Annotated in this window: 22 protein-coding genes; 8 read left to right on the top strand and 14 right to left on the bottom strand. The window is 70.3% G+C overall.

The genetic code is table 11. The features are described from left to right. Window positions 1-24: 24 nt before the first annotated feature. The 4 genes from pyrC to ruvX all read right to left on the bottom strand — a co-directional run bounded on the left by pyrC (window position 25) and on the right by ruvX (window position 3,890). Complete coding sequence (gene pyrC, locus AC1RN0_RS10585; protein ID WP_492787399.1) at window positions 25-1,326, bottom strand: dihydroorotase; 1,302 nt, start codon at window positions 1,324-1,326, stop codon at window positions 25-27. Then, entirely contained in the window at window positions 1,326-2,303 is a 978-nt protein-coding gene (locus AC1RN0_RS10580) for an aspartate carbamoyltransferase catalytic subunit (protein WP_492787398.1), read from the bottom strand. The genes pyrC and AC1RN0_RS10580 overlap by 1 nt, the downstream gene beginning before the upstream one ends. Before the next feature lie 196 nt (window positions 2,304-2,499). Continuing rightward, window positions 2,500-3,420, bottom strand: a complete 921-nt coding sequence (locus AC1RN0_RS10575; protein WP_492787397.1) for an AEC family transporter — start codon at window positions 3,418-3,420, stop codon at window positions 2,500-2,502. Then, window positions 3,417-3,890: a Holliday junction resolvase RuvX gene (ruvX, locus tag AC1RN0_RS10570; RefSeq protein WP_492787396.1), complete on the bottom strand. Its 474-nt coding sequence runs from the start codon at window positions 3,888-3,890 to the stop codon at window positions 3,417-3,419. The genes AC1RN0_RS10575 and ruvX overlap by 4 nt, the downstream gene beginning before the upstream one ends. 81 nt (window positions 3,891-3,971) lie before the next feature. On the opposite strand from ruvX, the gene gatC reads away from it, so the two are divergent. Next, the gene (gene gatC / locus AC1RN0_RS10565; protein ID WP_492787395.1) at window positions 3,972-4,259 is read left to right on the top strand and encodes an Asp-tRNA(Asn)/Glu-tRNA(Gln) amidotransferase subunit GatC; all 288 of its coding nucleotides are present in this window, start codon (window positions 3,972-3,974) and stop codon (window positions 4,257-4,259) included. Between the two features lies 1 nt (window position 4,260). Then, window positions 4,261-5,736, top strand: coding sequence for an Asp-tRNA(Asn)/Glu-tRNA(Gln) amidotransferase subunit GatA (gatA, locus tag AC1RN0_RS10560; RefSeq protein WP_492787394.1), 1,476 nt, complete (start codon window positions 4,261-4,263; stop codon window positions 5,734-5,736). Window positions 5,737-5,740: 4 nt separating this feature from the next. Here the strand turns inward: gatA and AC1RN0_RS10555 are convergent, their stop codons facing one another. Both AC1RN0_RS10555 and AC1RN0_RS10550 read right to left on the bottom strand, forming a co-directional pair. Next, window positions 5,741-6,217 carry an STM3941 family protein gene (locus AC1RN0_RS10555; protein WP_492787393.1) on the bottom strand — a complete coding sequence of 159 codons (477 nt, stop codon included), beginning with the start codon at window positions 6,215-6,217 and terminating at the stop codon, window positions 5,741-5,743. Window positions 6,218-6,278: 61 nt separating this feature from the next. Next, complete coding sequence (locus tag AC1RN0_RS10550) at window positions 6,279-8,504, bottom strand: ATP-binding protein (protein ID WP_492787392.1); 2,226 nt, start codon at window positions 8,502-8,504, stop codon at window positions 6,279-6,281. Window positions 8,505-8,667: 163 nt separating this feature from the next. Between AC1RN0_RS10550 and gatB the strand changes: the two genes are divergently transcribed. Further along, on the top strand, window positions 8,668-10,161 hold the full coding sequence (gatB, locus tag AC1RN0_RS10545) for an Asp-tRNA(Asn)/Glu-tRNA(Gln) amidotransferase subunit GatB (protein ID WP_492787391.1): 1,494 nt from the start codon (window positions 8,668-8,670) through the stop codon (window positions 10,159-10,161). 63 nt (window positions 10,162-10,224) lie between these two features. Here gatB and AC1RN0_RS10540 read toward each other — a convergent pair whose 3' ends face one another. Then, window positions 10,225-10,737: an RcnB family protein gene (locus AC1RN0_RS10540; protein ID WP_492787390.1), complete on the bottom strand. Its 513-nt coding sequence runs from the start codon at window positions 10,735-10,737 to the stop codon at window positions 10,225-10,227. A 342-nt stretch (window positions 10,738-11,079) separates the two neighbouring features. Here AC1RN0_RS10540 and AC1RN0_RS10535 point away from each other — a divergent pair, with 342 nt between their 5' ends. Beyond that, entirely contained in the window at window positions 11,080-11,355 is a 276-nt protein-coding gene (locus tag AC1RN0_RS10535) for a sel1 repeat family protein (protein ID WP_492787389.1), read from the top strand. Window positions 11,356-11,362: 7 nt separating this feature from the next. Here the strand turns inward: AC1RN0_RS10535 and AC1RN0_RS10530 are convergent, their stop codons facing one another. After that, window positions 11,363-12,151 (bottom strand): polysaccharide biosynthesis/export family protein, encoded by a 789-nt coding sequence (locus AC1RN0_RS10530; protein WP_492787388.1) that lies wholly within the window; start codon window positions 12,149-12,151, stop codon window positions 11,363-11,365. A gap of 87 nt (window positions 12,152-12,238) precedes the next feature. Between AC1RN0_RS10530 and AC1RN0_RS10525 the strand changes: the two genes are divergently transcribed. The 3 genes from AC1RN0_RS10525 to AC1RN0_RS10515 all read left to right on the top strand — a co-directional run bounded on the left by AC1RN0_RS10525 (window position 12,239) and on the right by AC1RN0_RS10515 (window position 15,756). Then, complete coding sequence (locus AC1RN0_RS10525; RefSeq protein ID WP_492787387.1) at window positions 12,239-13,741, top strand: GumC family protein; 1,503 nt, start codon at window positions 12,239-12,241, stop codon at window positions 13,739-13,741. An 81-nt stretch (window positions 13,742-13,822) separates the two neighbouring features. Continuing rightward, entirely contained in the window at window positions 13,823-14,506 is a 684-nt protein-coding gene (locus AC1RN0_RS10520; protein WP_492787386.1) for a P-loop NTPase family protein, read from the top strand. After that, window positions 14,503-15,756 carry an O-antigen ligase family protein gene (locus tag AC1RN0_RS10515; protein WP_492787385.1) on the top strand — a complete coding sequence of 418 codons (1,254 nt, stop codon included), beginning with the start codon at window positions 14,503-14,505 and terminating at the stop codon, window positions 15,754-15,756. Before AC1RN0_RS10520 ends, AC1RN0_RS10515 begins: the two co-directional genes overlap by 4 nt. On the opposite strand, the gene AC1RN0_RS10510 is transcribed toward AC1RN0_RS10515, so the two are convergent. The 3 genes from AC1RN0_RS10510 to AC1RN0_RS10500 all read right to left on the bottom strand — a co-directional run bounded on the left by AC1RN0_RS10510 (window position 15,728) and on the right by AC1RN0_RS10500 (window position 18,139). Next, complete coding sequence (locus AC1RN0_RS10510) at window positions 15,728-16,645, bottom strand: CPBP family intramembrane glutamic endopeptidase (protein ID WP_492787384.1); 918 nt, start codon at window positions 16,643-16,645, stop codon at window positions 15,728-15,730. The two genes, AC1RN0_RS10515 and AC1RN0_RS10510, sit on opposite strands and share 29 nt — an antisense overlap. Window positions 16,646-16,724: 79 nt before the next feature. Then, window positions 16,725-17,225, bottom strand: a complete 501-nt coding sequence (locus tag AC1RN0_RS10505) for a GFA family protein (RefSeq protein WP_492787383.1) — start codon at window positions 17,223-17,225, stop codon at window positions 16,725-16,727. Between the two features lie 62 nt (window positions 17,226-17,287). Then, a complete protein-coding gene (locus tag AC1RN0_RS10500) occupies window positions 17,288-18,139 on the bottom strand; it encodes a metal-dependent hydrolase (RefSeq protein ID WP_492787382.1) in 852 nt (283 codons plus the stop codon). Between the two features lie 73 nt (window positions 18,140-18,212). Between AC1RN0_RS10500 and AC1RN0_RS10495 the strand changes: the two genes are divergently transcribed. Then, window positions 18,213-18,836: a TetR/AcrR family transcriptional regulator gene (locus AC1RN0_RS10495; protein ID WP_492787381.1), complete on the top strand. Its 624-nt coding sequence runs from the start codon at window positions 18,213-18,215 to the stop codon at window positions 18,834-18,836. An 11-nt stretch (window positions 18,837-18,847) separates the two neighbouring features. Here the strand turns inward: AC1RN0_RS10495 and hfsH are convergent, their stop codons facing one another. Genes hfsH through hfsF form a run of 3 tightly spaced genes read right to left on the bottom strand, consistent with a single transcriptional unit; the run spans window position 18,848 to window position 21,977 of the window. After that, complete coding sequence (gene hfsH, locus AC1RN0_RS10490; RefSeq protein WP_492787380.1) at window positions 18,848-19,600, bottom strand: oligosaccharide deacetylase HfsH; 753 nt, start codon at window positions 19,598-19,600, stop codon at window positions 18,848-18,850. Then, window positions 19,600-20,532 (bottom strand): polysaccharide biosynthesis protein HfsG, encoded by a 933-nt coding sequence (gene hfsG / locus AC1RN0_RS10485; RefSeq protein WP_492787379.1) that lies wholly within the window; start codon window positions 20,530-20,532, stop codon window positions 19,600-19,602. Before hfsG ends, hfsH begins: the two co-directional genes overlap by 1 nt. Continuing rightward, window positions 20,529-21,977 (bottom strand): polysaccharide biosynthesis protein HfsF, encoded by a 1,449-nt coding sequence (gene hfsF / locus AC1RN0_RS10480; protein WP_492787378.1) that lies wholly within the window; start codon window positions 21,975-21,977, stop codon window positions 20,529-20,531. The genes hfsG and hfsF overlap by 4 nt, the downstream gene beginning before the upstream one ends. Window positions 21,978-21,981: the final 4 nt, after the last annotated feature.

The raw sequence follows: 21,981 nt of genomic DNA, 5'->3' as shown, positions 1-21,981 counted from the left end.
CGGGTGGCTCGCAACGCCGGGACTTTACTCAGCCGCCCTGTAGACCATCTTCCCGGCCACGACGGTGCGCAGCACCTGGCCCTGCAGCCGGCGACCGTCGAACGGCGAGTTCTTGGACTTCGACACCAGCCTGTCGGCGTCGATGATCACCGGGGCCCCGAGGTCGCACAGCACCAGATCGGCCGGCGCGCCGGGCGTCAGCCGGCCGCTGCTGAGGCCGAGGAAGGTCGCCGGGGCGAGGGTCACGGCGCGCAGCAGGTCGATCAGCGGCGCGCGGCCGTCGTGATAGTGAACCAGCAGCGCCGGCAGCAGGGTCTCCAGACCCACGCCGCCGGGCGTCGCCTCGTCATAGGGCAGGCGCTTGTCCTCGGCCGGGGCCGGGGCATGGGCGGAGACGACGATGTCGACCAAGCCGGAGGCCAGCGCCTCGATCAGCGCCTGGCGGTCGTCCTCGCTGCGCAGCGGCGGATCGAGCTTGGCGAAGGTGCGGTAGTCGCCGATGTCCAGTTCGTTGAAGCTCAGATGGTTGATCGAGGCGGTGGCCGTGACCTTCACGCCGCGGGCCTTGGCCCGGGCCAGGGCCTCGAGCGCCCCGGCGCTGGTGATCTGGTCGACCAGCAGCCGCGCGCCGGTCAGTTCGGCCAGGGCCAGATCGCGCTCCAGCCCGATCCGCTCGGCCATCACCGGGCCGGACGGCAGGCCCAGGCGGCCGGCGAACTCGCCCTCGGTCGCCGCCGCGCCCTTCGTCAGCCAGGGATCGACCGGCCGGTGCGCCACCGCCATGTCGAAGGTCTTCGCATAGGCCATCACCCGCCGCAGCACGCGGCTGTCGACGATCGCGTGGTCGACATCGGTGACGTATACGCAGCCGGCCTCGCGCATCAGGCCGATCTCGGCGATCTGCTCGCCCTTCAGCCGCCGGGTGGCGGCCCCGGCGCAGAGGATGCGGGAGGAGTCGATGTCGCGCGCCCGGCGCAGGATGAAGTCGACCACCGAGGGATCGTCGACGGCCGGGTCGGTGTCGGGCTGGACGACGAAGCTGGTCACCCCGCCGGCCGCGGCGGCCTGGGCGGCGGACCGCAGGGTCTCGCGGGTCTCGGCCCCGGGCTCGCCGGTCTTGACGCGCAGGTCGATCAGCCCGGGCGCCAGCAGGCCGCCGGCGCAGTCGATGACCTGAAGATCACCCGACAGGTTGCTGAAATCCTTGCCCTTCGAGACGTCGACGATGGTTTCGCCGGAGACCACCAGCGCGCCGGGGCCGTCGTAGCCGCTCTCCGGATCGACGAGCCGGGCGTTCTGGAAAGCAATCGGACGGGCGCGGGCCATCAGTGATTGTCCAGCCGGGCGGCGAGCGAGGCCAGAACGGCCATGCGGGCAGCGACGCCCATCTCGACCTGGTCCTGGATCAGGCTGACGGCCGGGTCGTCGGCCACGTCGGAGTCGATCTCCACGCCGCGGTTCATCGGTCCGGGGTGCATCACGCGCACGCCGCCGGACGCCGCCTTGAGCTTCTCGCGGTCGAGGCCCCAGAAGCGGAAGTACTCGCGGGTCGAGGGGACCAGCGCGCCCTGCATGCGCTCCAACTGCAGCCGCAGCATCATCACCACGTCGGCGCCGGCGATGCCCTTTTCGAGGTCGTGATAGACGGTCGCGCCCCAGTGCTCGGCTCCGGCGGGCATCAGGGTCGGCGGCCCGACCAGGCGAACTTCCGCGCCGAGGATGTTGAGAAGATTGACGTTCGAGCGCGCCACGCGGCTGTGCATCACGTCGCCGCAGATGGCCACGGTCAGGCCGGCCACATGGCCGAACGCGCGGCGCATCGACAGGGCGTCGAGCAGGGCCTGGGTCGGATGTTCATGCTGGCCGTCGCCGGCGTTGATCACGCTGCAGCCGACCTTCTGCGACAGCAGGGCCGCCGCGCCGGACGAGGCGTGCCGCACCACCAGAAGGTCCGGCTGCATGGCGTTCAGCGTCACCGCCGTGTCGATCAGGGTCTCGCCCTTGGCTACCGACGACGTCTTGACGCTCATGTTCATGACGTCGGCGCCGAGCCGCTTGCCGGCCAGCTCGAAACTGGCCTGGGTGCGCGTCGAGTTCTCGAAGAACAGGTTCATCAGCGTGCGACCCTTGAGCAGGTCGAGCTTCTTGGTCGTCTGCCGGTTCAGCGCCACGAAGCCGTCGGCCAGGTCGAGCAGCCGCTCGGCCTCGACGACGTTGACATCCATGGCGGACAGGAAATGGCGGCGGGGAAACGGAAAGGTCCGCGCGCGGACGTCATCAATTCCCGGTGCGAAAGCCGTCATAAGCCGTGGTCATACGGGAGGGGACAGATTCCGCCAAGCGCGTTCGCGTCTTCGTGCGTGGTTCGAGACGCTCGGCTGATGCCTCGCTCCTCACCATGACGCGCACCTGTGTTCGTCATCCTGAGGAGCGGACCCTCAGGTCCGCGTCTCGAAGGACGCAACCCTGCGGGCCCCTCCCTCTCCCGTTGGGAGAGGGTTATCTGACGTGAAAAACCACCAGCAGCAGCGGAATGGTCACCAGGCTGGCCGCCGTGGTGAACGCGACGATTCCCGCCATCAGTGGCGCGTCGCCGCCCATCTGCCGGGCCAGCACATAGGACGCCGCCGCGCCGGGGGCCGAGCCGACCAGCAGAGCCACGCCCTGGGCCGTGTGGTCGCCGCCCGCCAGCCGGCAGAGCCCCCACATCAGCACCGGCAGGACAAGCAGCTTGACCGCGCTGACCGAGGCGATCAGCCAGCGGCGGCTGTGGACATAGGCGAAGTTAAGGCCCGCCCCGGCGACCACTAGGCCCATGGTCAGGGCCGCGTCCGACAGCAGGTCCAGGGTGCTCATCACCACCGGCGGCTTCGGCACATGCAGCACGTTGAACAGCGCCCCCACGCCGCAGCCCCACAGCACCGGGTTCTGCGCCAGCCCGCGCAGGGCCGTGCGCAGTCCGCCGCCCTGGCCCTCGCCCCAGTGGCTCATGACCAGCACGCAGATGACGTTGATGGCCGGGATCAGCGCGCCCATGATCATCGCGCCAAGGCCCGCGCCCTCATGGCCGAACACCAGCGCCGCCAGCGGCAGGAAGACGAAGGTGTTCCAGCGCAGGCTGCCCTGGAACACGCTGGTGTAGCTGGCGTCGGAGATCGGCAGCAGCGGCTTGGCGGCCAGCACCGCCAGCGAGACGATGACGATCGCCCCCACGGTCGCCAGCCCCAGCGGCCCGGCCGACAGACTGCCGAAGTCGGCCTTCCACACCGCCGGCATCAGGAAGCCCGGATAGAAGACGAAATAGGTCAGCCGCTCGATCGGCGGCCAGCTGGGTTCGGGAATGAACTTCGACGCCTTCAGGCTCCAGCCCAGGGCGATCATGGCGAAGACCGGGAGAACCCCGAGGAGAATGGCGCTCATCCCGCCGCGTTCCTCAGCCGCTCCAGCGCGCCCTGGAGGATCCAGGCCGCGGCCATCTTGTCGACGACCTCGGCCCGGCGCTTGCGGTTGACGTCGTGCTCGTCGATCAGCACGCGGGTCACGGCGGCCGTCGACAGGCGCTCGTCCCAGAAGGCGATCGGGATGTCCTTCAGCCGCAGCAGGTTGCGCGCCAGCGCCCGGTTGGACTGGGCCCGGGCGCCCTCGGTGCCGTCCATGTTCATCGGCAGGCCGATGACGATGCCGGCCGCGCCGCGGCTCTCCATCAGCTGGAACAGCCGCGCGGCGTCCCTGGTGAACTGGACCTTCTCGATGGTCTCCAGCGGGCTGGCGACGGTGCGGGTGACGTCGGAAACCGCCACGCCGATGGTCTTCTCGCCCGGATCGAGGCCGACGATCGGCGCATAGGCGGGCAGGGCGGCGGGCAGGTCGAGCAGATCAAGGATGGCCATGCGCCCTCTTAATGCGGCGAACGGCTTGCAAACAGGCCCCTCCGGCGGCTAACCCGCACGTTAGAAACAAAGGAGGCCACGATGGCCATCGACGCCGCGACCGTCCGCAAGGTCGCCCGGCTCGCCCGCATCGCCGAACCGGAGGCGCGACTGGAGTCGCTGGCCGCCGAACTCAACGGAATCATCGCGTGGATCGAGCAGCTCAACGAGGTCGACACCGACGGGGTCGAACCGATGACCTCGGCCGTGGCCATGGCCGCGCCGCTGCGCGAGGACGTGGTCAACGACGGCGGCGACGCGGCGAAGGTGCTGTTCAACGCGCCCAAGTCGGCCGACGGGTTCTTCGTGGTGCCGAAGGTGGTCGAGTAGCATGTCCGAGCTTACTTCCCTGACCCTCAAGGCCGCGCTCGACGGCCTGAAGAGCAAGTCGTTCTCGGCGACCGAGATCACCCGCGCGCATATCGACGCCGTCGAGGGCGCGCGCGAGCTGAACGCCTTCATCCTCGAGACGCCGGACAAGGCGCTGGAGATGGCCGCCGCCTCCGACGCGCGCATCGCCCGGGGCGAGGCCGGCCGGCTGGACGGCGCGCCGCTCGGCATCAAGGACCTGTTCTGCACCGAGGGCGTCCGCTCGACGGCCGCCTCAAAGATCCTCGGCAACTTCATTCCGCAGTATGAGTCGACCGTCACCGCCAACCTGTTCGGCGACGGCGCGGTGATGTTGGGCAAGCTGAACCTTGACGAATTCGCCATGGGCTCGTCGAACGAGACCAGCGCCTTCGGCAAGGTGATCAACCCGTGGAAGTCCGCCGCCGGCGGCAACCGCGCCCTGACCCCCGGCGGCTCGTCGGGCGGCTCGGCGGCGGCGGTCGCGGCCGACCTGTGCCTGGGGGCCACGGCCACCGACACCGGCGGCTCGATCCGCCAGCCGGCGGCCTTCACCGGCACGGTCGGCATCAAGCCGACCTACGGACTGTGCTCGCGCTGGGGCATCGTCGCCTTCGCCAGCTCGCTGGACCAGGCCGGTCCGATCGCCAAGACCGTCGAGGACGCGGCCATCCTGCTGACCAGCATGGCCGGCCACGATCCCAAGGACTCCACCAGCCTCAACGTCGAGATCCCCGACTACGCGCCGTTCGTCGGCAAGTCGGTCAAGGGCCTGCGCGTCGGGGTGCCGAAGGAGTACCGCGTCGACGGCATGCCGGCGGAGATCGAGAAGCTCTGGCAGGACGGCATCGACTGGCTGAAGGAGGCTGGCGCCGAGATCGTCGAGGTCTCGCTGCCGCATACGAAGTACGCCCTGCCGGCCTACTACATCGTCGCTCCGGCCGAGGCGTCGTCAAACCTCGCCCGCTACGACGGCATGCGCTTCGGCCACCGCGGCGAGGGCAAGAGCCTGACCGAGGTCTACGAGAACAGCCGCGCCGAGGGCTTCGGCGACGAGGTCAAGCGCCGCATCCTGATCGGCACCTATGTGCTCAGCGCCGGCTACTACGACGCCTACTACCTCAAGGCCCAGAAGGTCCGCCGGCGCATCGCCGACGACTTCGACAAGGCCTGGGAGACCTGCGACGTGCTGCTCACGCCGACGGCCCCCTCGGCGGCCTTCGCGCTCGGCGAACGCAACGCCGATCCGATCGCCATGTACCTCAACGACGTCTTCACGGTGACGACCAACCTGGCCGGTCTGCCGTCGATCAGCGTGCCGGCCGGTCTCGACGCCGGCGGCCTGCCGCTCGGCCTGCAGATCATCGGCAAGGCGCTCGACGAAGGCACGGTGTTCTCGGTCGCCGGCGCGCTGGAAAAGGCCGCCGCCTTCCGGGGCAAGGCGGAGAAGTGGTGGTAGCCGCCTAGGTCACCGGCGCGCACCGCGCCAGGGCCTCGCGGACCTCGGCCGGCTTAACGTCCAGCGAATGGGGCGAGACCGTCACGCCCGGACCGTAGTTCTGGTTGACGTTCAGCAGCCAGCGCTTGAGCGCGCCGCGCGTGAAACGGTCGGCCGGCTCGCCGATGTCGAGGTAGTAGAACTCGCGGTTGCGCAGGGTCACCGTGGCGATGCCGCGCACCTCGCTCCAGGGGATCGGCGCGTCCATGCTGCGCCGGTCGAAGATCGACTGGGCGTCGATCACCAGCACCGGGCGGCGGTCGAACAGGCTGCGCGCGGCGTACAGGGCGACCGCGCCGAAGAAGGCCACGCCGACGACGCAGAAGAACTTCACCGTGTCGGTGAAATCAGGCCGGCCGATCATCCACAGGCTCAGCACGACGAAGCCGATCGCGCCGGCGAGGGTCAGCAGCAGTTTGCCGAGGCTGAAGCGGGCGACCATGGCGAATCCTCCGTGTCGGAGAACGGTGGCCGATCCGGCCCGCCGCGCCAAGTGATCCGCGTCAGGCCACGGCCTGGAGCGCCGCCGACGGGATGGCCGACAGGGCGCTGAACAGTTCCGCCGCCACCACCGGTTTGGCCAGGTGCAGGTCTGCGCCGGCCTCGTGGCTGGCGACCCGGTGCTCGGCCAGGGCGTTGGCGGAGATGACGAACACCGGCGTACGCGCCCGGCCCTCGGCGCGTTCGAGCGCCCGGATCGCCCGCGTGGCGGCCAGGCCGTCCATCACCGGCATTTGCATGTCCATCAGGATGGCGTCGAAGCCGCCCTTTCGCCAGGCGTCCACGCCGGCCTGACCGTCGTCGGCGCTGACGGTCTCGACGCCCGCGTGTCCGAGCAGAATCTCCAGGAAGCGCCGGTTGTTGGGATGGTCGTCGACGATCAGCACCCGCATCGGCTGGTCGGCTCCGGCGGCGTCCGAGGCGGCGGCGGTGGACAGGTCGCGCGACGAGGCCGCCTGGTCCGCCGCGGTCGTCAACGGCAGGGTGAGGGTGAAGGTCGCGCCCTGTCCCGGCGCGCTGCGACAGGACAGCTTGCCGCCGAGCGCCAGCGTCATCTCGCGGCAGATCGCCAGGCCCAGGCCGCTGCCGCCGTAGCGCCGGGCGATCGAACTGTCGGCCTGTTCGAAGCGGTTGAACAGGCGCGCGCGGGTCGCGGCGTCGAAGCCGGGGCCGGTGTCGGTCACCTGGAAGCGGAACGGGCCGCCCAGTCCGTCGGCGCGATCGACGCTCAGCGCCACCTCGCCCTGCTGGGTGAACTTGACCGCGTTGCTCAGCAGATTGCCGAGGATCTGGCGCAGCCGGATCGGGTCGCCGATCACCCGCCCCTCGGCCTCCGGCGCGATCGCCAGGGTGAACGTCACGCCCTTCTCCTCGGCCTTGAGTCGGAACAGGGCGGCGGCGGTGCGCACCGCCTCGGCCAGGTCGAACGGCTCCTGCACGATGTCGAGCTTGCCGGTTTCGACCCGCGTCAGGTCGAGAATGTCGCTGAGCAGGCGATTGAGGGTGTCGCCGGAGTCGTGGATCATCTGCACCAGTTCGGCCTGATGTCCGATCAGCGGCTCGCGGGCCAGCAGCTCGGCCGCGCCCATCACGCCGTTCAGCGGCGTGCGGATCTCGTGGCTCATGTTGGCGAGGAACTCGCTCTTGGCGCGGTTGGCGGCCTCGGCCTCGTCTCGCGCCGTGGCCATCGCCCTGGCGTGTTCGCATTCGACGGTGACGTCGCGCAGGATGAAGGCCCGGCGGCCCTCGGGCGTGGCGCTGATCCGGGCGCGGATCCAGACGCCGTCCTCGCGGCGCTGATCGGCCTCGCCGGGGCCGGCTTCGCCGAAGCACCCCCGGAGCAGCGCTTCGCCGGCCATGCCCGGGACGGGGACGACGCCCCAGTAGCCGACGAAGTCGCGGAACGCGGTGTTCCAGACCAGAAGCCGGTCGGCGGAATCCATGAAGGCCAGGCCCGTCGGGAGGGAGTCCAGCGACGTCCTCAGGCTGGTCAGGGCGCCGCGATGACTCTGGCTTTCGACCCACAGCAGGCCGAGGCAGGCCAGCAACAGGCCCGCCGCGAAGGCGCCGGTCATCAGGGCCAGCTCGCCGCGGTCCAGCATCGCCCCGTGCAGCGGCAGGGTGCTGTCGGGCAGCAGGGTGACGGCGGCCATGGCGGTGAAGTGCAGGATCAGGATCGCACCGGCGAACAGCAGGGCTCCGGCGGTGCGTCCGGCCAGGTCGCTGCGATGGGCGAAGACCAGCATCGCCGCGGCGGTCAGCGCGGCCCCGGCGGTGACAGAGGCGATGATATAGCCGGGATGCCACAGGACCTGCATCGGCATGATGGCGGCCGACATGCCGAGGAAATGCATGACGGCGACGCCGGCCCCGGCCACCAGTCCGGCGGCCAGGAAGGCGCCGCGACCGCTGAACACGACCGGAAGGGTGAAGGCCAGGCCGAGGCTGGCGAGGGCGGTGAACAGCGACAGAACCGTGCCGACCGCCTCGTAGCCGATCAGCAGCGTAGGCTGATAGGCCAGCATGCCCATGAAGTGCGTGGCCCAGACGCCGCAGCCGGCGATAACGGCGGTCAAGGTGACCCAAACGGCCTGATAGACCCCGCTGGACCGCAGGGCGCGGTCATAGACGCTGAACGCGGTCAGCACCGAGGCGATGCAGATCACCGCCGCGATCAGCACCAGGCGCAGGTCATGCTGCTCGTGCAGGCAGTTCAGAACGGACAGCATGTTTTCGGGCCTCCCCGGACCTTGGTTCATCGAACCTGTCCCATCAGGACGCTGAAAAGATGAGGCAGATCAAAACACGCGGCGTGCGTGTCAATCGGTCGCGCTCAGGGTGGGGACAATCAACGCTCTCCCACTGGACGCGAAGGCGTTGTATTGAGCGGCCATGTCCGACTCTTCGAAAACACTGCAAGGCCGCACCGGCCCCTGGGAAATCGTCCTCGGCCTCGAGGTCCACGCCCAGGTCGCCTCCCGTTCCAAACTGTTCAGCGGCGCGGCCGTCGGCTTCGGCGCCGGCCCCAACGAACAGGTCAGCCTTGTCGACGCGGCGATGCCCGGCATGCTGCCGGTGCTGAACAGGTTCTGCGTCGAGCAGGCGGTCCGCACGGGCCTGGGCCTCAAGGCGCAGATCAACCTGAAGAGCACCTTCGACCGGAAGAACTACTTCTACCCCGATCTGCCCCAGGGCTATCAGATCAGCCAGTTCAAGTCGCCGATCGTCGGCGAGGGCGTGGTCACGGTCGACCGTGACGACGGCACGACCTTCGCCGTGCGCATCGAGCGGCTGCACCTGGAACAGGACGCCGGCAAGTCGATCCACGACCTGTCGCCCAACGAGACCTACGTCGACCTCAACCGCTCGGGCACGGCGCTGATGGAGATCGTCTCCATGCCCGACATGCGCTCGCCGGAAGAGGCGGCCGCCTACGTCAAGAAGCTGCGCGCCATCCTGGTGACGCTCGGCACCTGCGACGGCGACATGGAAAAGGGCAACCTGCGCGCCGACGTCAACGTCTCGGTCTGCCGACCGGGCCAGTACGAGAAGTACCGCGCCACAGGCGATTTCAGCCACCTGGGCACGCGCTGCGAGATCAAGAACGTCAACAGCTACCGCTTCATCCAGCAGGCCATCAACTACGAGGCCCGCCGCCAGATCGAGATCCTCGAGGACGGCGGCGTGATCGACCAGGAAACGCGCCTGTACGATCCGACGAAGAACGAGACCCGCTCGATGCGCAGCAAGGAAGAAGCGCACGACTACCGCTACTTCCCCGATCCCGACCTGCTGCCGCTGGTGCTCGATGCGGCCTGGGTCAAGGAGATCGAGGCCTCGCTGCCGGAGCTGCCGGACGCCAAGAAGGCGCGGCTGATGGCCGACTACGGCCTGTCGGCCTACGACGCCGGCGTGCTGACCTCTGACGGCGACGTGGCCGCCTTCTTCGAGGAAGCCGCCAAGGGCCGCGACGCCAAGCTGGTGGCCAACTGGACCCTGAACGACCTGCTGGGTCGCCTCGGCAAGGACGGTCTGGAGATCAAGGACTCGCCGATCTCGGCGGCCGACATCGCCGCGCTCGTCGCGCTGATCGAGGACGGCACCATCTCCGGCAAGATCGCCCGCACGGTGTTCGAGCACATGTGGGCGGGTGAGGGCGCGCCCTCGGCCATCGTCGAGAAGCACGGCCTGGTCCAGATCACCGACACCGGCGCCATCGAGGCGGCGGTCGACGCCCTCATCGCGGCCAATCCCGACAAGGCCGCCGCCGTGAAGGACAAGCCCCAGGCGATCGGCTGGTTCGTCGGTCAGGTGATGAAGGAGACCGGCGGCAAGGCCAACCCGGCCGCGGTCAACGAGATCCTCAAGGCGAAGCTGGGGCTCTAGGCGCCAGTGAAAACCGCCCCGGAGTCTCCTCCGGGGCGGCGTTCATGTCCGGCGTGACCTGGCCTAGTTGTTGATGATCACGTCCAGGATCAGGCCGGTCGCGACGGCGGCGAGCAGGAAGTCGTTGCCGTCACGGTACCAGTAGTAGCCGCGGGGCGGCGGGCGCAGGCGGTAGCGACCGTAGTCGTAGACCACGTAGCCGCGGCCCCGGTACGACGGCGGCAGGTAGGCGCCGCGACGCCAGGCGTTGTAGCCCGGGTAGTAGCCCGGACGGCCGTAGTAGGCGGCCGGCGGCGGGCCGTAGTACCAGCGGTTGTTGTAGTAGTAGCCGTTGTGGTGGCCGCGATCCCAGCGGGTGCGGCTGTCCCAGCGATGGTCACGGCGATCGTCGCGGCGGTGGTCCCGGCGGTCCCAGCGGTCGTCGCGCCGCTCGTCACGACGGTCCCAGCGGTCGTCCCGACGGTCATCGCGGCGATCGTAGCGACCGTGGTCCTGGGCCATCGCCTCGGTCGACACGGCGGCCATCGGGCCGGCCACGGCGGCGGCGGCGGCCAGGGTCAAGATCAGACGCTTCATGAGGAAGGTCTCCTTCGATTTTCGGCGGCTTGTCGGGCCGCGGGTGGTTCCCTCGACAGGCCCGCAGGATGAATCGGCGCGCCTGAACCCCGGCTGAACGGTCCGGTCAGGAAGGGCGTTCCATCCCCCGCGCCGCGGGGCGTCGCCAGGGCGCGCGGCCGGCGCTGTTAACCGGCCGGAGAGGGACCTTTACGGCCAGTAACCGGGATGAACGAATCCTGTATTGGTCGTTGAATACAAAGGATTTGCGCGATTAACCCTGTGTTCAGGGGAAAGGTATTCTTCTCTCGATATCGGCTTCGGACAGAACGGTCCGGAGGGGGTTTTGAAGGGAAGAAAACCATGTTTGCGAGCATCGAAGGCGAAGCTCACGCGACCATGCCTCTGCCGGGTCCCGATACGTCGGGCGACGAGCTGTTCCGCATGGGCCTGCTCTATTCGACCGGCCAGGGCGGCGCGCCGCTCGACTACGTGTCGGCCCACATGCTGTTCAACCTCGCCGCCATGCGCGGGTCGGTGGAAGCCAAGATCTACCGCAAGGAACTGAGCGCCGAGATGGATCCGACGGATGTCGCCGACGCCCAGCGCCAGGCGCGCCAGTGGCTGGCCCAGGGCTAAAGCAGGTTCACCGGCCGGTCGTGCCGTTCAGCGCGTAGCTGAACTGGACCGGCGACAGGTCGCGCAGCCACTGCTGCACGAACAGCCCGGCCTCGGCCACGCTGCTGCGCGGCACATAGACGATATCGAAGCGGCGCAGCGGCACGAAGTCCGCGCCCGCCGGCGACTTCATCGCCGACTTCAGATTCACCGTCCGCATCATCGCCCGGCCGCCCGGGCCCCGGCGGATGATCACCACCTGGTCGGCCTTGGCGCCCGTCTTGAAGCCGCCGGCCTGGATCACCGCCTGCAGGCTGTTGATGTCGCCCGGCATGTCATAGACGCCCGGCGCCCCGACCTCGCCGCCGACGAACACCTTGAGCGGGGAGGCGGTCTTGACCGTCACCGACACCTGCGGCCGTAGCAACTGGCGCGAATAGGCGCGGGTCAGCTCGGCCTGGAATTCCGGAATCGTCCGGTCGGCGGCCATGACCGGATCGATCAGCGGCATGCTGACGCGGCCGTCGGGCTGGATGACGATCCCCTGTTTCGACAGTTCCGGGGCCGAGGGCACGGTGATGTCGATCGTGTCGCCCGGGTACAGCCGGTAGTCGGGCTCCTCGTCGCTCCAGTCGGCGTAGCCGATGTCGGGGAAGCTCTCCGCCTCGCGCGGCGCCGGGCGCGGCTCGGCCGGCTGGCTTGGACGCGGCGGTGCGCGGCGGCTCTCGCCGAACGGCCACCATGCCTGCGCCGGCGTGCCGACGGCCAGGGCGGCGGTCAGCAGAAGGGCGACTTGGAACGGGGCGGCTTTGCGCATGGGCCGAACGTTAACGAGAATGGGTAACGGAGTGTTAAGCGCGCTCCGGCGAGGGTCCGGAACAAGGCCAGAAAGCCCCGGATTCGCATGAGCACGCAAAGCGCCTGGAGGACCGTACCGCACGACCAGCCGGCCCGCGCCGACTGGGCCGCCCGGCCGCGCTATGCGCCCAGCGACTTCATCACCCTGCTGTGGCGCGAGCGCGGCCTTATGCTGGCGGTGTTCGCGCTGATCTGCCTTGTGGGCCTGGGCTTCGCCCTGACGCTGAAAAAGACCTATCCGGCGACCTCCAGCATCCTGATCCAGCTCGGCCAGGAGTATGTCTACGAACCGCGCGCCGGCGACGCCGGACGCGGCGCGGTGCCGGACACCGATTCCCTGGTCCAGTCGGAAGTCGAGATCCTGCAGAGCGGCGAACTGCGCGAGCGGGTCATCCGCCGCATCGGCCTTGGCGTCGTCTATCCCGACCTGGCCGCGAAGTACGCGGGCGCGTCGCCGGCCGACAAGGCGCTGATCATGTCCAAGGCGATCGACGCCATGGGCAAGACCCTGACCATCGGCTCGGCCCCCGACAATCCCGTGGTGCGTGTCTCGTTCGAGCACGACGACCCGGTGATGGCCGCCCGCGTCGTGAACACCCTGCTCGAGGAATACCTGATCTACCGCCGCTCGGTGCTGATCCACCCGACCTCGCCGGTGTTCGAGCGCCAGCGGGTGATGTTCGAGGACCAGCTCGACAAGGCCGACGCCGCCTACCAGGACTTCCTCGCCAGCAACGACATCGGCGACTTCAACGCCCAGAAGACCGCCGCCACGCAGCTGATCGGCCAGATCGAGGCCCAGCGCTACGCCGCCGAGGTGACCCTGCAGGACCGCCAGGCGCGGCTGGCCACGCTGGACGCCCAGCTGACCCAGATCGCCCCCGAGATCGGCCTCTATCGCGACATCGACTCCACGGCCGCGACGCGGCTGGCGGCAATGCGGGTGCAGCGCGAGGAGCTGCTGTCCCGCTATCGCGCCGACGCCGACCCGGTGCGCGATGTGGACGCCCAGATCGCCCAGCTCGAAGCCGGCATGACCGCGGGCCGCACGGCCGGCGACAGCGCCCGCCGCATGGGCGTCAACCCGGTGCACCAGACCCTGCAGACCGAACGCATCCAGACGGCGGCCGAGATCGCCGCCCTGCAGCAGTCGCTGGTCGCCTACGCGGCCCAGTCGGCCAAGGCGACAAGCCAGCTGCAGCGGCTGGCGGCGCTTGAACCGCAATTCCAGGCCCTGACCATGGACCGCGACGTGCTGCAGACCAGCGTGCGCGACTTCACGGTGCGCGAGCGCCAGGACGAGGCGGCGCGGCAGATCGCCTCGGAGACCAACGACAACATCCGCATCGTCGACCGCGCCACCCCGACCACCAAGGGCAAGAGCCTGCGCAAGCCGGTGGTCGTCCTGGCCTTCCTGTTCGGGCTGTTCTCGGCCCTCTGCGCCGGCCTGGTGCGGATGATCCTGCGGCCGGGCCTGCCGACGCGGGCCGCAGCGCAGCGCACACTCGACCTTCCGGTGCTCGGCGCCGCAGGGTTCAAGACGCGCTAGGTCCCTGTTGGCCGCGCAATAGTCTAGCCTGCAGGGATTGGGCGCGCGGCGATTCGTGAGATGGTGGACTTGAGCGCCGAGATGGCTGAGTTGTGGGCGTCGCTGGGCGGGACGTCGCCCGGACGCGCGCGCGCTGTCCAGTTCGTCGCCGCCCGTCGCGGGGAGGGGACCAGCACGGTCGCCCGCGAGTTCGCCGCCTACGCCGCCAGCCGCGCCGGCCGCTCCGTCTGGCTCGTTGATCTCGACCTGTTCACCTCGCCGCAGCACGCCGCCATCGCGGCCAGACCGGAGATGTACGGTTCGCTCGGCAAGGCCGTGGCGGCGACGCCGGCGGACGGCGCCACCTTCTTCACGGTCCAGCCCCCGACCCTGATGCCGGACGGCTCGGCCGCGCCGGATTCCCGCTTCCTCGTCGCCCATGCGGTCGGCCAGCACAAATGGTGGGTCACCCGCTTCCGCGCCGACGTGCTGAAGGGCAGCCAGAACGTGCACATCCTGCCCAGCGCCGACTACTGGAGCGCGCTCAAGCGCCACGCCGACCTGATCGTCGTCGACTGCCCGTCGGCCGACCGCTCGCAGGCGGCGCTGACCGAGGCCCCGTTTATGGACCAGACCGTTCTGGTGGTCGCCGCCGACCAGCCCGACGTACAGGCTCCCGCGCGGCTGCGCGACGGGCTGACCGCCGCCGGGGGGCGCGTCGCCGGGGTGTTCTTCAACCGCGCCCAGGTCGAGACGCCCGGCTTCCTGCGGGCCTTCCTGCGGTGAGCATCCCCGCCGAGGCCTGGCCTGGCCGCGCGGTCGAGCGGGCCGACGTCTGGGACTGGCTGGCGTTCGGTCTCGCGGTCTTCATCGTGCTGATCTACAGCCAGGCGTGGATCGCGCCGGTGTTCGGGGTGAAGATCGACGCCGGCGCGTCCGGAGCCATCCGCAACGTCTATTTCCCCGCCTACGCCGCGGGCATCGCCCTGCTGGCCATGGTCCCGGCGGCGGCCTTCCAGGCGATGATCCGCCAGCCGTTCCTGCTGCTGCTGCTGGCCATCGTCGCGGCCTCGACCCTGTGGTCGATCGCGCCGGACCAGACCCTGCGCCGCATCGTCGCCGTCTACGCCACGACCATCGGCGGCATCGCCCTGGCCACCCGCTTCCGCTGGGCGACCATGGCCGAGGTGCTGGCGACAGCCAACGCCCTGCTGGTGCTGGGGTCGATCGCCTGGGCCTTGCTGCCGCCGCACAACGGCATCATGACCGAGCTGTTTCCGGGGGCCTGGCGCGGGCTGTGGACCGAGAAGAACGCCCTCGGCGGCAACATGGCCATGGCCTTCACGATCTTCGCCGGGGCGGCCATGCTCAACCCGCGCCGACGGTGGTTGTGGGGCGCCTTCGCCGTGGCCGCCCTCGGTCTGGTGCTGCTGTCGACCTCGAAGACCTCGCTGGTCTCGCTGATCCTCGGGGCCGGGGCGGTCGGCTTCGTCTGGTTCGCCCGGCGCGGGCCGGTGTCGGGCGTGGCCGCGACCTGGGCGGCGGTGCTGGGCGCGTTGCTGCTGGCCGGCTTCCTGCTGTTCGCCTCGGACGTCTTCCTCGAGATTCTCGGCAAGGACGCGACGCTGACGGGACGCACGAAGATCTGGGCCGCGGCCCTGCGACAGGCGGAGCTGCGGCCGTGGACCGGGTACGGATACGCGGCCGTCTGGGACGACAAGTCGGGCTGGGGCCCGCTGGCCTGGATCACCAAGGAGGCCGGGTTCAAGCCGAGCCACGCTCACAACGCCTGGCTCGAGCAGTGGCTGGGCCTCGGCTACGCCGGGGTCGTCGCCTGGGGCCTGTTCTACCTGCAGACCATGGGCGCGGCGATCGCGGCGGTGTTCAGCCGGCCAGGGGCCTACCTCGCGCTGCCGTTCCTGGTGATCTACTCGCTGCTGACCCTGACCGAGAGCGTGGCCGTCACCTACAACGACATCCGCTGGTCGATCTTCGTCGCCCTGGCCGTCAAGCTGGCGTGGCGGGGGCGGGAATAGGCCGGGCGAACCGGCCGGCCTTCGCCGCCATCCAGAGCGCCAGCAGCCCGACCGAGGTGCAGATCACCAGGGCGGGCAGGGAGGCCTCCGGCCCGAACCGCCCGCCGCTCAGCCACAGCGGAAAGCCGTCCCGCGCCAGGCTGCGGGCGATGGCCGGCCCGAAGTCCGTGCCCGACACCACCGCGCCGAACAGGTAGCCCTGGGTGAAGTTCCAGCCCGCGTGCAGGCCGATCGACACCCACAGCCGGCCCGTCAGGGCGTAGAAGGCGCCCAGCATGATCCCGGCTTCCACGGCGATGCACAGGGCCGCCCAGGCCGAGGCGTTGGGGTTGCCGAAGTGGCCCGCGCCGAACAGGGCGGCCGAGAAGATGAAGGCCGCCCACGGACCAAACGCCCGCCAGGTCAGGCGCAGGATCACGCCGCGGGCCATGATCTCCTCGATGAAGCCGGACTCGATGCTGAGGCCCGCGCCCGTCCAGGCCGGGGCCGGGCCGAGCCAGACGAAGCTGTAGAGGCCCGTTCCGATCAGGGTCAGCATGACCGAGGCGAACACCGCGCAGCCGATGGCGAAGCCCGCGGTCAGGCCGGGCAGGGCCGCGCGCGGCGCCAGCTCACCGGCCGTCCGGCCTTCGGCCAGCCAGACCAGCAGCGGATAGGCCGCCAGGGCGGCGAGGGCGCCGGCGACATTGGCGAGGAACTGGGCAGGGGCGTTGGTCTTGGGCCAGTGGTCGCCCAGCACGCCCTCCACGCCGTAGCTGGCGACCGCGACGAGCAGGAAGAAGACCACCATCCAGGCCGTTGCGCGCAGCCAGCGCAGCGGTCCCGGGTGCAGGAACCGGCGCTCGCCGAGATCAATCGGCGCGCCCAGGCGCGCGAATACGGATGACATTCTGATCCCCCCGCCACATCTCCCGGGTCAGTCTGCACATCCCGCCGCCGTCGTCACGTGAGCGAATGGTCATGCGCGATCAGAGGATGTCGTCGGGGGTCAGCACGCGTGGTTTGCGCCGGGCGCGCTCGACCATCACGCCCGGATAGCCCTTCAGCGGGCCCAGCGGCTCGCCGGCCCAGGTCCAGTCGGTCTGCTGCGGCAGGTTCATGTGATAGCGCGGCTCACGCCCCGTGCGGCCGGTGAACAGTCCGCGCGGAATGTTGACCATCTTCGGCGACCGGGCGCGCTCATAGAGCACCGGCGTGCCGCAACGGCCGCAGAAGCTGCGCGTGGTGCGGGCCTCGGAATCCTCATAGCGCGTCAGCAGATCCTCGCCCTCGAGCCAGCGGAACCGGCTGCGCCAGCTGCCGACGAAGGTCGCGTAGGCCCCGCCCATGGCCCGGCGGCTGGCCTCGCCATGGTCATGCCAGGCCCAGACCGCCGGGACGTCGATCTCGAACCGCACGCCGCCACAGGCGCAGCCGCCCTGCGCCTGGACGGCGGAGGCGCTGGGTTTGGGCTTGGAGGCAGAGACCATGCCGGCTCCTGAATCAGGAGCCCAGCATGGCAGGGTCGAGGTGTTCGGGCGACTGTCCCGCGTCAGGCCGCGAGCGGGGAGGCCGCCGCGTCGAATTCGGCCTTCCAGCCGGCCAGCTCGGGGCGGTTGTCCTGGTCCCACGGATGGAAGCCGGGGCGGTACCAGGCGAAGTAGGTCTTCCAGCCGCGCGCGAACAGGCCGGGCGTCTTCCAGACGTACGTCTTCACCGCCTTCAGCGCGGCCTTCGGCTCATAGCCGTCGGCCTCGAGCAGGCGGGCGGCGTAGCGGGTGATGTTGCGGGTGAACATGAAGCTGATGATGGCCATCGAGATGACCCGGCGGCGGTAGCGCAGGAACGGCGACCAGTCCTTGGTCACCTCCATGAACACGTCATAGGCCACGGCCTTGTGTTCGGTCTCCTCCATGGCGTGCCAGCGCCACAGCTTCTCGATGCCGGGATCGGCGTCGTCGAACAGGTCCTGATGGGCCATGTGCATCTCGGCCATCATGGCGGTGAAGTGCTCGAGCGCGATGGTCGAGATCAGCATGGCCATCGGCCCGCGCGTGCGGGCGAAGGTGGTGCGCTGGCGGATCTCGGCCTCGACCTCGGCGGCCGGATAGCGGTCGCGGTCGATCAGCAGGTTCAGCGCGTGATGCTCGCGCGAATGGATCGCTTCCTGGGCGATGAAGCCCTTCACGTCGTCGAGCAGCTTGCCCTTCAGTTGCGGGCGGTAGTGGCGGACGGCGTCCATGAACAGGCGCTCGCCGTCGGGGAAGGTCAACGACAGGGCGTTGAACACCGCCGTGCCGACCGGGTCGCCGCCCAGCCAGTGACCCTTGCGGGCGGCCTCGAGATCGAAGCGGATGTCGCGCGGATGGACGTCGACGTCGGCGGGCGTGGTCTTGGCGGTCATGGCGTGGTTCCGTGCGGCAGGCTAGGGAAGGGGCGAGCCCGTTCTGTCCTCAAGATCGCGACTACCAACAAAAATGTCAATAGAAGCGCCCGCCAGTCCAACCCGCCGTCGCCGCTCGCCCGAGGCGGCGCGTGAGAACATCCTCGCGGCGGCGGAATCGCTGCTGATCGACAAAGGGCCGCAGGCGCTGAAGCTGGCCGATGTCGCCGCCGCCGCCGGGGTGGTCCACGCCACGGTGCTGCACCACTTCGGCTCGATCGACGACGTCCAGACCGCGCTGATGGAGCGGATGATCCGCCGGCTGGTGGCGACCATCCTCGACAGCACTGTCGCCGGCGATGATCCCCTGCGGCAGGCCGACGCCGGCGCGCGGGCGCTGTTCGACGCCTTCGAGTCGCGTGGCGCCGCGCGGCTGGCCGCCTGGCTGGAGCTGACCGGCGAGTCGCGCCGGCTGACGGTGGTCCGCGAGGCGGTGCGCGAGGTCGTGGCCAACCGCCTGGCCCGGGACGGCGCCGTCGACGCGGAGGCGGCGGAGGACTTTATCCTCGTCTGCGTGGCCCTGGCCCTCGGGGTGGGGCTGTTCGGGCCGTCGCTGGCCGAGCTGCTCGGCCGGCCGGCGGGCAGAACCCGCGAACTGGCGCTGGACTTGATCCGCTGGCGGATGTCGGCGCTGAAGGGCGGCGACGCGGGCGCCTAGCCTGCGGGCTGTTACAGCCCCAGACGCCGCGCGCCCTCGGCCGCGGTCACCACATCGAACCCCCGCGCCTGCGCCGCGTCGACCAGGCGTCCGAGCGCCTCGGGCGTGCAGCCCCAGGGCGACGGGCTGGCCGCCACATCGTGGGTGTAAAGGATCAGCCAGGCCTTGCGATCCGCGGCGCGGCCCAGCCAGCGCAGGGCGACAGCCTCGCCGTCCGGGCCCTCGATGCCGACCGATGGCAGCTGGTTGGCGTCCGCGCCCGTTTCCACCAGTCCGGCCTGCACCGTGCGCAGCGTGCGGTAGCGCCCGCCCAGCGTCGCCTTGGCGGCCGTGGAGACGTCGCCATAGGGATAGGCGAAGCTTTCCGACGGCGCCGCGCCCCAGGCCTTCAGCGCCTCGGCGTTGCGTTCCACGTCGGCGCGGATCGCCTCTGCGTTAGCCTTCCCGCAATCAAGATGGCTGAACGTGTGGCAGGCGATCTCGTGACCGGCGTCCGCGAGTCGCTTCGCGTCCGCCGCCGTGGCGTAGACGCCCATCGGCCCGGTCTGGCCTGCGAGCCCGGCCGAAAAGTACCAGGTCCCTCGAATCCCGCGCACATCCAGCACGCGCGCGCCCGCGTCAGCGGCCGTGGCCGGGGCGTCGTCGAAGCTGAAGGTGATCATCGGCCGGTCCAGCGCCACGCGCACCGGGCGGCGGTGCGACAGCAGGGCCAGGCGGCGGCGCAGCTTGCCCTTCAGGGAGCGGTCGGCGCTGTAGGCCTCCATCAGACGGCCTCCGCGTAGAGGGCCGCGCGGTACAGGCGCAGGGCGAAGGCGCGCGGCGCGACAGGCAGGGCGTCGGCCAGGGCGAAGGTCTTGATCAGCGGACGCCACAGTCCGCGCAGCGGCAGGCGCTTCAGCAGCCGGGCGACGCGATAGCTCGGATAGGTCTCGACCACGGCGCGGTGGTCGGCGACGACCCGGGCGAAGTTGGCCGCCGACTGCTCGTACTTGCGCGCCATCACCGGCGCGGGATCGAGGCCCAGATGGCTGGCGGGAATGTCGGCGTGGACGATCGGCCAGCGGGCGGCGACGCGGATGCCCCATTCGACGTCTTCCCAGCCCCAGCCGGTGAATCGCTCGTCGAAACCGATGCTGTCGAACACGTCGCGCCGGACCATCAGATTGGCAGTGAACACATGCTTGGCCGGGTCGCGGGCGCGCTCGGCGGCGGTGTGGCAGTCGTTGCGCAGCGCCATGGCCCGGTGCAGGGCGTTCTCGCGGGTGCGCGGGGTCTGGTCGAGCGAGAAGCCGCCGAACGCCGCCGCCGGGTCCCGGGCGTCGATCAGCGCCAGCCAGTCGGCGAGGAAATGGTCGCTGTCGGGCAGCATGTCGGCGTCGATGAACAGCAGGCGGCCCGCGCGCGCGTGGCGGGCGAGGCGGTTGCGACCCTTCGAGCGGCCCTCGTTGACCGTCAGCCGCACGAACCGCGCGGGCAGGCGCAGGGCCCCGACCGCGTCGCTGACCCGCGTGGCCAGGCCCGGGTCGCCGGAGCCGTCGTCGAGCAGCACCACCTCCACGGGCTGGGTCTCGCGATCGAGCGCCCGCAGCAGCGGCGTGGGGTCATCGCGCATGAACGGGATCAGCACCGACAGGCGCGGCGTGGCGCCGGCCCAGGCGGCGTTGTCGAGGGTCCAGTCGCTGATCGCCGCGGTCATGTCGCCACCCGGGCGCGCAGCCCTTGCAGCAGGCCGGCGCCGCGGCTGCGCAGGCCGCCGGCGTCGAGCAGCAGGACCACGAGCCCATAGACCAGGCCGCCGGCGCTCGCCTTGAGCGCCAGTTCGAGGAGGCCGCCGAAGGCCGGAATCCGGCTGACCACGGCGGCCATGGCCGCGCAGGCCAGCGCCGCGCGCCAGATGACGTCCAGCGGGACGGGCAGGGGCATGGCCCGACGGCCCAGCAGCCAGGACATGACCGCCCCGAGCGCATAGCTGGCGGCCGTCGACCACATGGCTCCGGCGATACCGTGGCGCGGGATCAGGATCAGGTTCAGCAGCAGGTTGGCCGCCGCCGGGGCGATCATCGCCGCGAACAGCAGGTGGGTGCGCCGGCCGAGCGTGAAAGCCTGGTGGAAATAGTAGGTGGTCATGCCCGAGAAGAAGGCGCCGAAGGCGACCCACGGCGTGACGGCGACCGCGCCCTCGGACAGGGCCCCGCCGACCATCAGCTGGGCCAGCGGCCGGGCGACCAGCGCCACGCCGACGGCGGCGGGCAGGGTCAGCAGGATCATGAACGAGGCCTGCTCCCGCGCGGTGGCGTCGAGGGCCGGACGGCCGCCGCGCTCGAGGGCCGCGACCATCGCCGGGCCGCCCGCCATGCCCAGCCAGATGAACATCACGTCGAGCGTTCGGTTCGCGAGACTGTAGCCCGCGTGATAGACGCCGACCGCCCGCTCATCGAGGAAGGCCGCCAGCAGGAAGCGGTCGGTGGTGGCGATGACCAGCGACAGGATCAGCGAAAAGGCCACCGGCAGTCCGTAGCTGGCGTAGTCGCGCAGCCGGGCCGCCTCGACCTCGCCGCCGCGTGCGAGGGTCAGTTCCTTGCGCAGGGTGAAGGCCAGGCAGATCACCGCGATGGCGCCCATGCCGATCATCGGCCCGGCCGCGCCGGCACCGAGGGTGATGGCCAGCACGCCGATGGCGAAGCCGCCGGCCGTCTGGGCCATGTCGAGGGCGGAGGCGGCCATCACCTCGCCGTCGGCGCGGCGGCGTTCCTGCACCAGCCGGATCAGGCTGCGGAAAACGATCGATCCGAGGCCCACGCCGACGGCGATCTTGAGCGGTCCGGGAATCGGGGCCAGCCACACGGCGACGGCCGCGACGACCGGGAAGATCACCGCCAGCCAGAAGTAGGCCCGCAGCAGGGTTGTCAGGTGGGTCGCCACCTCGCCGCGCTCGACGGCGCGGGCCTGGAACCGCGCCAGCGCCGCCTCGATCCAGGTGAACAGGGTGGTGTGGGCCAGCGTCATGGCCGACAGGGCCAGGGCGTAGCCGCCGTACTGCTCGGGCGTCAGGATGCGGGTGAAGACCACGATGGTCAGCAGGCCGACGACGCCCTGGGTGATGTTGGCGGGCAGGTAGCCGATCAGGCCGCGACGGAACATCGGC

Source organism: Caulobacter sp. GW821-FHT12F03 (assembly GCF_058806855.1).
Note: the sequence above shows the minus strand (reverse complement) of the source record. Positions and strands in the feature narration are given on the sequence as shown.